Annotated in this window: 13 protein-coding genes; 6 read left to right on the top strand and 7 right to left on the bottom strand. The window is 62.2% G+C overall.

What is annotated here, in order from left to right; genetic code table 11:
• Both CUC44_RS21175 and CUC44_RS19195 read left to right on the top strand, forming a co-directional pair.
• Positions 1-273: hypothetical protein (locus tag CUC44_RS21175; RefSeq protein WP_208621092.1), on the top strand; the 273-nt coding region annotated here is incomplete at its 5' end.
• 124 nt (positions 274-397) lie between these two features.
• Entirely contained in the window at positions 398-940 is a 543-nt protein-coding gene (locus tag CUC44_RS19195) for a gamma carbonic anhydrase family protein (protein ID WP_100861470.1), read from the top strand.
• Positions 941-1,021: 81 nt separating this feature from the next.
• Here the strand turns inward: CUC44_RS19195 and polA are convergent, their stop codons facing one another.
• Complete coding sequence (polA, locus tag CUC44_RS19190; RefSeq protein ID WP_100861467.1) at positions 1,022-3,784, bottom strand: DNA polymerase I; 2,763 nt, start codon at positions 3,782-3,784, stop codon at positions 1,022-1,024.
• 401 nt (positions 3,785-4,185) lie between these two features.
• Here polA and elbB point away from each other — a divergent pair, with 401 nt between their 5' ends.
• Positions 4,186-4,836 (top strand): isoprenoid biosynthesis glyoxalase ElbB, encoded by a 651-nt coding sequence (gene elbB / locus CUC44_RS19180; protein WP_100861466.1) that lies wholly within the window; start codon positions 4,186-4,188, stop codon positions 4,834-4,836.
• A 161-nt stretch (positions 4,837-4,997) separates the two neighbouring features.
• On the opposite strand, the gene CUC44_RS19175 is transcribed toward elbB, so the two are convergent.
• The 4 genes from CUC44_RS19175 to fieF all read right to left on the bottom strand — a co-directional run bounded on the left by CUC44_RS19175 (position 4,998) and on the right by fieF (position 8,442).
• Positions 4,998-5,207: a cell division protein ZapB gene (locus CUC44_RS19175; RefSeq protein WP_100861465.1), complete on the bottom strand. Its 210-nt coding sequence runs from the start codon at positions 5,205-5,207 to the stop codon at positions 4,998-5,000.
• A gap of 248 nt (positions 5,208-5,455) precedes the next feature.
• Entirely contained in the window at positions 5,456-6,736 is a 1,281-nt protein-coding gene (locus tag CUC44_RS19170) for a hypothetical protein (protein ID WP_100861464.1), read from the bottom strand.
• 6 nt (positions 6,737-6,742) lie between these two features.
• Positions 6,743-7,522, bottom strand: coding sequence for a serine O-acetyltransferase (gene cysE, locus CUC44_RS19165; RefSeq protein ID WP_100861463.1), 780 nt, complete (start codon positions 7,520-7,522; stop codon positions 6,743-6,745).
• A gap of 8 nt (positions 7,523-7,530) precedes the next feature.
• Positions 7,531-8,442 carry a cation efflux pump FieF gene (gene fieF, locus CUC44_RS19160; protein ID WP_100861462.1) on the bottom strand — a complete coding sequence of 304 codons (912 nt, stop codon included), beginning with the start codon at positions 8,440-8,442 and terminating at the stop codon, positions 7,531-7,533.
• A gap of 86 nt (positions 8,443-8,528) precedes the next feature.
• On the opposite strand from fieF, the gene CUC44_RS19155 reads away from it, so the two are divergent.
• From CUC44_RS19155 to trmL, 3 genes are all read left to right on the top strand, one after another.
• A complete protein-coding gene (locus tag CUC44_RS19155) occupies positions 8,529-9,221 on the top strand; it encodes a response regulator (RefSeq protein WP_100861461.1) in 693 nt (230 codons plus the stop codon).
• A complete protein-coding gene (locus CUC44_RS19150) occupies positions 9,218-10,573 on the top strand; it encodes an ATP-binding protein (RefSeq protein WP_100861460.1) in 1,356 nt (451 codons plus the stop codon). The genes CUC44_RS19155 and CUC44_RS19150 overlap by 4 nt, the downstream gene beginning before the upstream one ends.
• A 66-nt stretch (positions 10,574-10,639) precedes the next feature.
• Positions 10,640-11,104: a tRNA (uridine(34)/cytosine(34)/5-carboxymethylaminomethyluridine(34)-2'-O)-methyltransferase TrmL gene (gene trmL, locus CUC44_RS19145; protein WP_100861459.1), complete on the top strand. Its 465-nt coding sequence runs from the start codon at positions 10,640-10,642 to the stop codon at positions 11,102-11,104.
• Positions 11,105-11,189: 85 nt separating this feature from the next.
• Here the strand turns inward: trmL and dinF are convergent, their stop codons facing one another.
• Together dinF and CUC44_RS19135 are read right to left on the bottom strand one after the other, a co-directional pair.
• Positions 11,190-12,560, bottom strand: coding sequence for an MATE family efflux transporter DinF (dinF, locus tag CUC44_RS19140; RefSeq protein WP_100861458.1), 1,371 nt, complete (start codon positions 12,558-12,560; stop codon positions 11,190-11,192).
• 22 nt (positions 12,561-12,582) lie between these two features.
• A complete protein-coding gene (locus tag CUC44_RS19135; protein WP_100861457.1) occupies positions 12,583-13,209 on the bottom strand; it encodes an SCO family protein in 627 nt (208 codons plus the stop codon).
• Between the last annotated feature and the right edge of the window lie 83 nt (positions 13,210-13,292).

The raw sequence follows: 13,292 nt of genomic DNA, 5'->3' as shown, positions 1-13,292 counted from the left end.
GTGTATAAGAGACAGCTTCACCAGACATTGAAAATCAAAAATTGTTTTTTGATGCTCGATGCTGTGAGTGCCCACACAGATTGCTTGATTCAAATTGTTAAAGAGCGTTGCAACGTTTCGTCGCTGCGGGAGTGGCATTCTACTCAACCGCCTTCTCGAGTCAAGCCTTATTTTCAAAGGCTTTTAGAGGTACCGACCGGGTTGTTTGCGTTGCCGCTTGCCCTGTCGATGGAGGCGCATTATAGGGAGCTGAAACTTTCTGGCAAGCCCTAGATCGCAATAAAACTGCAAAAATCGGCACTTTTTTAGTTATTCATAGCCAACCACAGCTTTTATACAAACTTATCCACAGATGAGGGCCCGAATTGCTAGAATGGCCGAAAACAAGGAGGCCAAGATGGACCTGAGACTGAGACCCTACAAAGGAAAACGCCCGCAACTGGGCAAACGAGTATACGTAGATCCCTGTGCCACCCTGGTGGGGGATATCGAACTCGGCGACGATGCCAGCATCTGGCCACTGGTGGCGGCGCGGGGTGACGTGAACCACATCCGCATCGGCGCCCGCAGCAATGTGCAGGACGGCACCGTGTTGCACCTCAGCCGCAGGAGCGCCAGCAATCCCGACGGCCATCCCTTGCTGATCGGCGAGGATGTCACCGTGGGTCACAAGGCCATGCTGCACGGCTGCACCATAGGCAATCGGGTGCTAGTCGGCATGGGTGCCATCCTGCTGGACGGGGTCATAGTGGAAGATGATGTGATGATAGGCGCCGGCAGCCTGGTGCCACCGGGCAAGCGGCTCGAGTCCGGCTTCCTCTATATGGGCAATCCCATCAAGCAGGCCCGCCCCCTCAAGCCAGCGGAGATCGCCTTCCTGAAGATCTCGGCCGACAACTATGTGCTGCTCAAAGACGAGTATCTGCAAGAAACCGAATAACCTGGCAATAAGAAGCCCGGCAAGTGCCGGGCTTCTCTTCTTATATAGCTATAGCTGCTGTTTATCCGTGGTATCGCGGGATCAGTGGGCCTGATCCCAGTTGTCACCCACTCCGGCTTCCACCACCAGCGGCACGTGCAAATCGGCGGCGGCGGACATCTTCTCCTTGATGATGGCGACGTACTCCTCCAGCTTCTCCTCGCGGATCTCGAACACCAGTTCATCGTGCACCTGCATCAGCATATGGATGGAACCATCGGTAATCCCCTGGATCCAGCCATCGACGCCGATCATTGCGCGCTTGATGATGTCCGCGGCCGTGCCCTGCATGGGGGCGTTGATCGCCGCCCGCTCCGCGCCCTTGCGCAGGCCGGCGTTGCGGGACTTGATGTCCGGCAGGTAGAGGCGACGACCGAACAAGGTCTCGACATAGCCCTGGGCTTCGGCCTGCTGACGGGTGCGCTCCATGTAGTCGAGCACGCCCGGGTAGCGCTCGAAGTAGAGATCCATGTACTTCTGCGCCTCGGCGCGGCCGATCCCCAACTGCTTGGCGAGGCCGAAGGCGCTCATGCCATAGATGAGACCAAAGTTGATCGCCTTGGCACTGCGGCGCATGTCGGTGGTGACCGCATCCAGCGCGACGCCAAATACCTCGGCGGCGGTTGCCTTGTGGATGTCCTTGCCCTCGGCAAAGGCGGTCAACAAGCCCTTGTCACCGGAGAGGTGCGCCATGATCCGCAATTCGATCTGGGAGTAATCCGCCGCCACCAGCTTGTAACCGGCGCTCGGGATGAAGGCCTGCCGAATGCGGCGTCCCTGTTCGTTGCGCACCGGGATGTTCTGCAGGTTAGGATCGGTGGACGAGAGTCGGCCGGTCGCCGCCACCGCCTGGTGATAGGAGGTGTGCACCCGCCCGGTCTGGGGCTTGATCATCAACGGCAGCTTGTCGGTATAGGTGGACTTGAGCTTGGCCAGCCCACGGTGTTCCATCAGGAGGCGCGGCAGCTCGTAGGTCTCCGCCAGCTCGGCCAACACCTCTTCGGCGGTGGACGCGGCGCCCTTGGGGGTCTTCTTGAGGATGGGCAGCCCCAGCTTGACGAACAGGATCTCGCCGAGCTGCTTGGGGGACGAGAGGTTGAACTCCTGCCCAGCCAGTTCGTGGGCCTGGCGCTCCAGTTCCCCCAGTCGCACCTCTATCTCCTGGCTCTGCTGGTGCAGCAGCTTGGGCTCTATGGTGGTGCCCATCAGCTCCATCCTGGCCAGTACCGGCAACAGGGGCAGCTCTATCTCGGTGAATACCTTGGCAAGCGCCGGCAATTTGCTCAGGCTGGCCCACAGGGTCTGGTGCAGACGCAGGGTGATGTCGGCATCTTCCGCCGCATAAGGCGCCGCCTGCTCCAGTTCGATCTGGTTGAAGGTGAGCTGCTTGGCCCCCTTGCCGGCGATCTCCTCGAAGGAGATGGTCTCGACCCCCAGGTACTTGCTGGCCAGGGAATCCATGTCGTGGCGACTGGCGGTGGAGTTCAGCACATAGGATTCGAGCATGGTGTCAAACGCGATGCCCTGCAGATCGATACCGTGGTTCTGCAGCACGTTGCGATCGTACTTGAGGTTCTGACCGACCTTGAGGTGCGCCGGATCCTCCAGCAGGGGCTTTAGTTTGCCCAGCACCAGTTCCTCGCTCAGCTGGGCCGGCGCGCCCAGATAGTCGTGGCCGAACGGCACATAGGCCGCCTTGCCCGGTTCGATGGCAAAGGAGACGCCGACCACCCGCGCCTCCATGTAGTCGAGACTGGTGGTTTCGGTGTCGAAGGCAAACAGCGGGGCGGCTTTCAGTCGCGCCAGCCAGTCATCGAACTCGGCTTCGTCCAGGATGCAGCGATAGTCGGTCTCGACAGTGGCGGCTGGGGTCGTTTCCTCATCGGAGGAATCCTGGTCGGCACTCGCGCTGACCCCTTCATCGCCGGATTCCAGCTCCTTGATCAGGTTGCGCAGTTCGTACTCGCGGTAGACCGCCAGCAGGGACTCCTTGTCGATCGGGCCCAGTTGCAACTGTTCCAGCTCCTGCTCCAGCTCGACGTCTGTCTTGATGGTCGCCAGCAGATAGGAGAGGCGCACCTGCTCTTCCTGCTCGCGGAACTTGTCGGCGAACGCCTTGGAGCCACGAAAACCGAGGGCAGCCACCTTGTCCAGGTTGGCGGCGATCTCATCTATGCTGCCTATCCCCTGCAGCAGGGCCAGGGCCGTCTTCTCCCCCACCCCCGTCATGCCGGGAATGTTGTCCACCTTGTCCCCCATCAGAGCCAGGTAGTCGATGATGAGCTCGGGCGGCACGCCGAACTTCTCGATCACCCCGTCCCGATCCGTGGTCACGTCCTTCATGGTGTCGATCAGGGTGACGTGGTCGGAGACCAGCTGCGCCATGTCCTTGTCACCCGTGCTGATGAGCACCGGCAGCTTCTTCTCGGTGGCCTGACGGGCGAGCGTACCGATCACGTCGTCCGCCTCGACCCCTTCCACCATGAGGAAGGGGAAGCCCATCGCCTTGATCATCTGATGGATGGGCGCGACCTGGCTGCGCAGATCGTCCGGCATGCTGGCGCGGGTCGCCTTGTATTCCGGGTAGATGTCGTCGCGGAAGGTCTTGCCCTTGGCATCGAACACCACGGCCACGTGGCTGTCAGGGTATTGCTTGCGCAGGCTGCGCATCATGTTGGCCATCACGCGGACGGCGCCGCTCGGCAGCCCGGTCGATGTGCGCAGGTCGGCCTGCTGGGAGGCGAAGAAGGCGCGGTAAAGATATGAAGAGCCGTCGACCAGAATGAGGGGATTGCTAGAGGCCATGAAATTTTCCTGCCAAGAATAAACAGCCGTTAGGATGCCACAGGGCCCGCAGCACACCAAGGGGCGGACATGCACGCTTTCGCCCCCCATGCGAGCACTTTTTCTGTGGATAACTCTGTGTTCAAAATTGCATGCTCGCTGACACCACAGTGATCAAGCTGTGCGAAATGCAATTAAAACCGTTTAAAAACAAATAGATAAACACGCTTCGCGAGAGCCTCATTTCATGAAAATGATCTCGATCAATGTGGAAAAAATTTTAAGGGGGTCAATACGGCAGGATCCAAAACGAAACAATCCTAGCACAGCGGGATGACTTGACCAGTGAGGGGCAAGGGATAACCATACAAAAAGACAACAATCTACCCTGGCTCACATTTTCAACAACAAAGGAGTTTGTCATGAAAAAAGTGGCAGTGATCTTGAGTGGCTGTGGCGTCTTCGACGGGAGCGAAATCCACGAAGCCGTCATCAGTCTGCTGGCGCTGGCCCGCCAAGGGGCCCAGGTCCAGTGCTTCGCACCGAACGTGCCGCAGCTGCATGTCATCAACCATCTGACCGGTGAGGTGAGTGCGGGAGAGAGTCGCAACGTCCTGGTCGAGGCGGCCCGCATCACCCGTGGCCAGATCCGGGACGTGGCCGAGCTGGATGCCGCGGACTACGATGCCCTGCTGCTGCCCGGCGGCTTCGGCGCCGCCAAGAACCTGTGCGACTTTGCCGTACAAGGGGCCAATTGCCGGATCCAGCCGGATGTGCTCAAGGCGTGCCAGAGCTTCGCCAAGGCACGCAAGCCGGCGGCCTACATCTGCATAGCACCCGCCATGATCCCGCTCATCTACGGTGCCGGTACCCTGGCCACCATAGGTCACGACGAGGGCACGGCCAATGCCATCGAAGCCATGGGCGGCAGTCACCTCAACTGCCCGGTCAGCGAGTTTGTGGTGGATCAGGAGCGTAAAGTCATCTCGACCCCCGCTTATATGCTGGCGCAGAACATAGTGGAAGCGGCCGATGGCATCGAGAAAACGGTCAAGCAACTGCTCGCCATGTGATCTCTCGGCCCCGCAGAAATGCCGGGCCAGATCATGGTCAGGCCGCCGACCCCGCCGAGAAGACGGCCAGCCAAGGGTTCACCATATGAACCACTGCATTGAAACAAAAAGGCCGCTGTATCAGCGGCCTTTCTTCATTCTTGCCAGCAGAAGTGGCTGAATTAGATGGCTTCACCCATCTGATCCATCTTGCCCAGCAGGGCGCGCAGACGCTCTTGCCATGCAACGTGCTCGTTGCGCAGCTGATGGTTCTCGTCTTGCAGCTTGTTGTTCTGCTCTTTCAGCTCGTCCAGTTCCATCTTCAGCAGGGAGATGTTGTCGACGGCGGATTGGACTTTGGATTCGAGTTGCTCAAGGACTTCTAGTGACATATGTGCATACCTGTTTGTTCAATTGCGATGCCCCGACGCGGGCGATTCAAGCGCGTGAGGTCAGCATACCCTGATGCGCTCGGGACAAACAAGACGGTGCACCGGAAAATGCGCCTTCCCTGCCGGTATTGCCTAAATATGCGTCTATTTTTCTCGCAGGCAGCAGGAACGCCAGGCCGGGGCCAGGAGAACAGCACAAATGCGAGCTGGCGCCCGGTGCCAGACAGCGGCTTTTCCCGTCGTCGGCATCAGCCGTGCAGGGCGATGAAGGCTCCCATCAACAGGCAGGCGACCCCGTACATCAGCAGGCCGTAGAGCAGGTTCCAGCGCAGCAACAGAGTGGCGCTCAGGTTGTAGCGCGACGCCAGCGCCAGGTTGGATCCGGATAGAGGGCTGGTGCCGGTGGCGAGTCCCCAACCGAGCAGGAAGCACATGCCGAGCAGGCTGGGATCCGGCGAGAGCGGCCACAGCAGGGGCGCCAGCCCGGAGATGCTGATGAGGGGATGGACCCCTATGATGGCCACCAGGAAGATCAGCAGCAGGGTCAGGCTCGCCTCCAGCCAACCGAAGTGGTTGAACAGCGGCAGGCCGTGGCCGCCCCCGAGATCCAGCACCGAAAGCGCGCTGTTGATGCCCGCCGCCAGCAGACCCGCGCCGAGGAACAGCACCAGCTGGCCGCCGATGGCGGGGAAGCGCTCCACCACCTGGCGCTTGAGGGCCGCCCCGCGCCCGGCGTGTGGCATGAACAGCAGCGCCAGCAGGGGCGCCACCAGGGCGATCACCGCCATGATGCTGAGCGCCGGCCAGAGCCGGTTGATAAGCAGAACCAGCAGCGCCAGGGTCACCGGCAGCCCGAGCGTCTGCAAGCGCAGCGGATAGCCCTCGAAGTCGGCGACCCCGAGCCGCTCCACCTGCCAGGCGGTCAGTCCCATGGCCAACAGAGCGCCGACCAGGCCAAACGGCAATATGCTGGCAAGTTGCAGGCCGGGAGCATAGGTCAGGGCCACCGCCATGGCGACGAAGAAGGGAGACCAGAAGGCCGCCACGCAGAAGATCCGGCTCAGCACCATTATCTGACGCCGCTCGAGGGTGCCGTTTTTCTCCAGCCGATCGCCGATGATGAACAGCACCGAGAGGTTGATGACGGCGCCGAGCAGGTTGAGGCTGGCCATGGTGCTCCACAGCCCCTTGCGCCCGGACCAGGAGGCGGTGCCGGTCAACAGACCCGAGGTGGCGAGGTTGAGGGTACTGACGGCGGCAAACATGGTGAGCATGTTGATGTTGGGCAGCAACCAGGCACCCGGGCTCAGGCTGGCGCCACGCCACCAGGAGAAGATCAGCAGCAGGAGCGCCGCCCCGTACAGGGCCAGGGCTTGGCGCCGCGCGGCCCCCACCAGCCAGGGCCAGGTGAGCAGAGAGGCGGCCCAGGCGGCGATGGCTGCCGGCCAGGGGGAGAATCCCAGATAGAGATGCAGCAGGTTGAGCAGCCACATCCCCAGGATCAGATAACCTGACCAGCGCTTGACCATGGGCCCCTAGATGTTTTGATTCATGTCGAAAGAGGGCTTGTCACACTCGGGGCGGCCCACGATCTTGGCCGGCACCCCGGCCACCGTGGTATGGGGCGGCACCGGGTTTATCACCACGCTGCCTGCACCTATCTTGGCGCCCACCCCCACCTCGATATTGCCGAGCACCTTGGCGCCCGCCCCTATCATGACCCCTTCCCGGATCTTGGGGTGACGATCGCCGCTCTCTTTGCCGGTCCCGCCCAGGGTCACGCTCTGCAGAATGGAAACATCGTCCTCGATCACCGCAGTCTCGCCGACCACGATGCCGGTGGCATGGTCAAACATGATGCCCTTGCCGATCCGCGCGGCTGGGTGCACGTCGACCCCGAACACCACCGAGATCTGGTTTTGCAGATAGAGCGCCAGTGCGCGGCGGCCCTGGCGCCACAGCCAGTTCGCCACCCGGTAGCCCTGCAGGGCGTGGAAGCCCTTGAGGTAGAGCAGCGGGGTGGAGAAGAGATCGACGGCGGGGTCGCGGTCCTGCACGGCGCAGATGTCCGCGGCCACCATAGCCAGCAGCTCGGGCTCGCTGCGCAGGGCCAGTTCGATCACCTCCCGCAGGGCGATGGCCGGCATGGTAGTGCTGTCGAGCTTGTTCGCCAGCTGGAAGCTGAGCGCCGATCGCAGATCCCCGTGGTTGAGGATGGTGGAGTGGAAGAAGCTGGCCAGCATGGGCTCCTGAGTCGCCATGCACTGCGCTTCTTGCTGAATTTTTTGCCACGTTTGGGCAACCAGATCGTCCATGTTACAGCCTACTGTTGTTCAGGGTGAGGGCCTTTTTGTTCTTTTGTCAGCACCGAGATGGGGTCCATGTGAATGATCACATCCATCCGCTCAAATGACTGGCGCACGGCCAGCTCAGCCTCGTCGGCTATCTGATGAGCCTTGACCAGCGGCAGCTGATCATCCAGTTCCAGATGCAGTTGCGCGAAACGGGTCGGCCCGGATTGACGGGTACGCAGATCATGCACGCCATGTACCCCCTCAACGGCACAGCAGAGGGCCATTATTCTCGCTTGTTCCTCCTCTGGCAACTGACGATCAAGCAGGGCCTGCACCGATTCGTAGCCGATCTGGACCGCGCCCCACACCAGGAACAGGCCGATCAGGATGGCAAACAGGCCATCGGCCCAGAACCAGCCCTGCCCCGCCAGCACCAGCGCCAGCAAGACGCCGGCGTTGAGCAGCAGATCGGAGCGGTAGTGCAGCATGTCGGCCTTGATGGCCACGCTGTTGGTGCGCACCACCACCCAGCGCTGGAAGCTGACCAGCAGCAGGGTCAGCAGGATGGAGCCGCCGCTGACCCAGAGCCCGGCCTCCAGCCGCTGCACCGGCGCCTGATTGAGCAGGGAAGAGATGCCGTGCATCATCAGCAGCAGGGCCGAGCCCGAGATGAAGGCCGACTGAATGAGGCCCGCCAGGGACTCCGCCTTGCCGTGGCCGAAGCGATGCTCGTCATCCGCCGGCACCAGGGCGTAGCGGATGGCAAACAGGTTGATGAGGGAGGCACTGACGTCCATGAAGGAGTCGGTGAGGGAGGCCAGCAGACTGGAGGAGTCCGTCATCAGCCAGGCGATCAGCTTGCCCACGATAAGCAGGGTCGCGACCGTGACGGCCGCCATGCTGGCCAGGGTGACCCAGCGAGAATATTGTTGATGGCTCAAAACCGGCTTTCCTCTGGCGCGTAAAAATCTATTATACCCTGACCCGAGCGTCAGTTTGGCGTGCAAAATCAACGGAGTGACTCCTGATGAACAAAATACTCCTGGTCGACGACGATCTCGATCTGACCCAGCTGCTGACCGAGATCCTGACCCTGGAAGGGTTTGCGGTCACGGTGGCCGAGGATGGTGAGGAGGGGTTGCTGCGACTGGCGGAGCAGAGGTTCGATCTGGTGCTGCTGGACGTGATGATGCCCAAGCTCAACGGCTTCGCCATGCTGGCCAAGCTGCGCAAACGCTACGAGACCCCGGTGCTGATGCTGACCGCCCGCGGTGACAGCCAGGACAGGGTCAACGGGCTGGAAGCCGGCGCCGATGACTATCTCGCCAAGCCGTTCGACGATCGGGAGCTGCTGGCCCGGGTGCGGGCCATTTTGCGCCGCACCCAGAGCGTGCCGCCCCAGCGCGGCGCGGCGGACGAGCTGCGCTTCATGGATCTGGTGCTGCAACCCGGCCTGCAACAGGCGCGCTGCAACGACGAGCTGCTGGAGCTCACCGCCACCGAGTTTGGCCTGCTGGAGTGTCTGCTGCGCAGCCCTGGTCAGATCGTCAGCAAGAATCTGCTGTCGGAACAGGTGCTTGGCAAGAAGCTCGAGCCCTTCGATCGGGCCATCGACATGCACCTGAGCAACCTGCGCAAGAAGCTGCCGGAGCGCCAGGACGGCCAGCCCCGCTTCAAGACGGTGCGTGGCCGAGGCTATCTCTGGCTGGAGCAGGCATGACTGCCATCCGATCTTTTGGTGGACTCTCTACCCAGATATTTCTCTGGTTCTGGTTCATGCTGCTGGTTTTGCTTGCTGCAGTAGTCATATTACCTACCCTGGATCCGCGCAACATCATCCCCCTGCCCGAACACGAGGTGACCCGGATGAACAACAACCTGCGGGCGCTGCAGGCGGGGGCGGATCCGAATCAGGACTTCGATCTGATGCAGGCCATCGGCGCCGCCGGCCTGCTGCCGGTGGACAACGTCTACCTGCGCGATGCCAAGGGGCAGATGCAGTCCACCACGCGCCTGAGCAAGTTCGTCATCCGCTTCATGCTGGATTCGGACAACCCGGCCAAGCCCATGCTGGGCAGCGAGCACCAGCGGGCCATCGCAGGCCCCTTCCTGATGCAGCACCACGGTCAGCCTTATCACGTCTACTTCGGTCTCAACGTCGAAAACTCCTACCTGTTCCTGTTTATCCAGATTTTGGATCACCCGATCCAGATCCTCGGCATCGCCATGTTGGTCAGCACCCCGCTCTGTCTGTTGCTGGCCTGGCGGCTGACCCGTCCCATACTGCAGTTGCAGCAATCCGTCTCTCAGCTGGCACAAGGCAAGCTGGAGACCAAAGTGCCCAACCTGGGACGGCGGGACGAGATAGGCCAGTTGGCGGATCACGTCAGCTACATGGTCGATACCCTCAAGAACATGATCCAGAAGCAGAAACAACTGCTCTCCGACATTTCCCACGAGCTGCGCAGCCCCCTCACCCGCATCCAGCTGGCGCAGGCGCTGATCCGCCGCAAGCAGGGGGACAGCAGCGAGCTGGCGCGGATCGAGGCCGAGATCGGGCGCCTCGACAAGCTGATCGGCGATCTGCTGGACCTGTCCCGGGTGCAACAACACGTGGAGGCCCCGGTGCTGCTGCCCCTGGCGGATCTGCTGGAGCCCATACTGGACGACGCCAGCTTCGAGGCGCACCAGAATGGCAAGCAGCTCAGGCTGCCGCCGCTGCCGACCGAGTCGCTCAAGATGTGGCCGGAACTGCTGGCGCGGGCGCTGGAGAACCCGCTTCGCAACGCACTCAAGTACGCCCGCGAGTACATCAAGGTGGACTGGTATCGGGAAGGACGGGAGTGGGTGATGACCATCCGGGATGATGGTCCTGGCGTGCCGGTGGAGCAGCAGGCCCAGCTATTTTTGCCGTTCTTTCGGGTCGATGACGCCCGCAACGCCAAGACGGGTGGCACAGGACTGGGTCTCGCCATCGCCGCCGAGGCGATCGCCCGCCACGGAGGCAGCATCCGGGCCAGCAGCAACCAGCCAAACGGGCTCGTCATCACCATACGCCTGCCCCTGGCGTGAAGGCCCTTTTCATCGCGGCGGGCGCTGGGTATGCTGGCGCCCTTATTGCGTCCCTCAGGATCCCCCATGCTCGACATAGTGCTCTATCAACCGGAAATCCCGCCCAATACCGGCAACATCATCCGCCTCTGTGCCAATACCGGCTACCGGTTGCACCTGATAGAGCCGCTGGGTTTCGAGTGGGATGACAAGCGGGTGAAGCGGGCCGGACTCGACTATCACGAGTTTGCCGACATCAAACGCTGGCCGAACTATGAGGCGTTTCTGGCGGCGGTGGCACCGAAGCGGGTGTTTGCCTGTACCACCAAGGGGCGTACCGCCCACTCGGCGGCCGAGTTCGCCCTGGGGGATGCCCTGCTGTTCGGGCCCGAGAGCCGCGGCCTGCCGGCGGAGATCATCGAGAGCCTGCCATTTGAGCAGCGGCTGCGCATCCCCATGCTGCCCCAGAGTCGCAGCATGAACCTGGCCAATGCGGTGTCCGTGTTCGTGTACGAGAGCTGGCGCCAGTTCGGCTATCAGGGCTCCCTCTAAACCTTGGTCATATCCGCGCCGATCTCATCTCCCCGGCGCGGCTTCACTCCCCTCTCCCCCAACCCCCTGTGCGAAGAAACCGCACTCAGGCACGATCGGCGGATGCAGTCCCGTGCACACCGAGCAGGCGGCCATCTTGCTCCAGTCGCCAGCATAGCCAGCCCAGGGTCAGCCCACGCCCCGTCATCAGGGCGGCCATGGCGGCCCACAGGGCGGCCACGCCCCAGTCCTGGCACAGCCACCAGATGGGGAAGAAGCCCGCAAACACCGCTACCAGCATGCTGTTGCGCATCTCGCGGGCCCGGGTCGCCCCGATGAAGACACCATCCAGCAGGAAGCACCAGACCGCCAGCAGCGGCATGACCACCAGCCAGGGCAGCTGACGGTTCGCCTCGGCGATCACCTCAGGTATGTCGGTGATATGGGTGATGAGCGAGGGCCCGCCCAGCAGGAAGGCCAGCGAGAAGCCCAGGGCGATCAACAGGGCCCAGCCCAGGTTGAGGGCGATGGCCTCCCTCAGCCCCTGCCTGTCCCGCCGCCCGATGGCACGGCCCACCATGGCCTCCACCGCGTAGGCAAAGCCGTCCAGCCCGTAGGAAATAAGCATGAGGAAGTTGAGCAGCACCGCATTGGCGGCCACCGCCACGTCCCCGAGCCGCGCCCCTTGCAGCGTCATGAAGGCGAAGCAGAGTTGCAGACAGAGGGAGCGGATGAAGATGTCCCGATTCAAGCCGAGCAGCCGCCGCAGTGCGGGCCACTGCCGCCAGCGCCGCCAGGCGCCATGCCACACCTCGGCCGACAGGTGACGCAGACGGAGACTCACCAGCCAGAGTCCGAGCCCAAGCGCGCAGTAATCCGCCAACAGGGAAGCGCTAGCCACCCCCTTGACCTGCCAGCCCAGCCCCAGCACGAACCAGGCATCCAGCACCATGTTGACCATGTTGCTGAAGATCAGCAGCAGCATGGGGCTGCGCGCATCCTGCATGCCCAGCAGCCAGCCCATGATGACTAGGTTGCACAGGGCCGCCGGGGCGCTCCAGATACGGATAGACACGTATTCGCCGGCGTAGAACTGCACCTCGGGCGAGCCGCCACTCAGCGCTATGAGGGCCGGCAAAAAGGGCAGCAACAGCAGCAGGAGCGCGGCGCCGAGGCCGACCGCCAAGCCCAGCGCCAGGGTATCCAGTTGCCCCTCGGCACTGGCGGCGCCATGGGCCTGGGCGGTCAGCCCGGTGGTGGACATGCGCAGGAAGCCCAGCAGCCAGAAGATGAGATTGATGAGGGTCGCCCCCACCGAGACGCCACCGAGGAACCAGGCCTGGCCGAGATGACCTATCACCCAGGTATCCACCAGCCCCAGCAGAGGGGTGGTGACGTTCGAGAACACCATGGGCAGGGCCAGGGCGAACACGGCCCTATGGCGCCTGGGGTCGCGCAACCAGGGCGGGATCAGCATGAGCAGAAGACCAGTTGAGGGCTCACTCGTCCGCCAGCCGTACTATCTTGGCAAAGTCGGAAACCATCCCATCCATCGCCACATGAGGCACCAGGCCTGGGCCCACCTCGGGACGGAACACGGCCACCAGCTTGCCCGCCGGATTGATCAGCACTATGGAGGCGGAGTGGTCGATCAGGTAATCCTTGCTGCCGTGCTCCACGATGGAGTAGACGAGACCCAGGTTGCGCACGAAGGGGAACAGGTGCGGATGGGGGGCCGTTGCCGCCCTGAACTCAGGCTGGAAGAAGGCGGTGTAGCGCTTGAGGCGGGCACTGTCATCGCGCTTTGGATCCGCTGAAACGAACACCACCTGGCTGCTGGGGGCGATCTTCTTCAGCTCTGGATAGACGGAGTTCAGATCCGCCAGCGTGGTCGGGCAGATGTCCGGACAATAGGTGTAGCCGAGAAACAGGAAGGTCCAGTGTCCGCTCAGATCCTTCGCCGTGAACGGCTGGCCCTCGCCATCGGTGAGGGTGAAGGGGTTGATGTCCCGCCCCGCTGGATAGTAATCGGCCCGCTCCGGCAAGGAGGGCTGACTCCAGTAGTAAGCCGCCATCAGACCACCAACCAGCAGCAGAAACAGCAGGGGATATCGAGGTTTAACCATATAAAATAATGCCTTGTTTGTCTGAACAGGCGAAGGAACAGGCCCTGTGGAGCCGTATTGTAACCCGGCCTCTCCCGTCTCTG

Source organism: Aeromonas lusitana, assembly GCF_002812985.1.
Lineage (GTDB): Bacteria > Pseudomonadota > Gammaproteobacteria > Enterobacterales > Aeromonadaceae > Aeromonas > Aeromonas lusitana.
The sequence above is the reverse complement of the archived record's forward strand: the minus strand, read 5'-3'. Positions and strand labels throughout refer to the sequence as shown.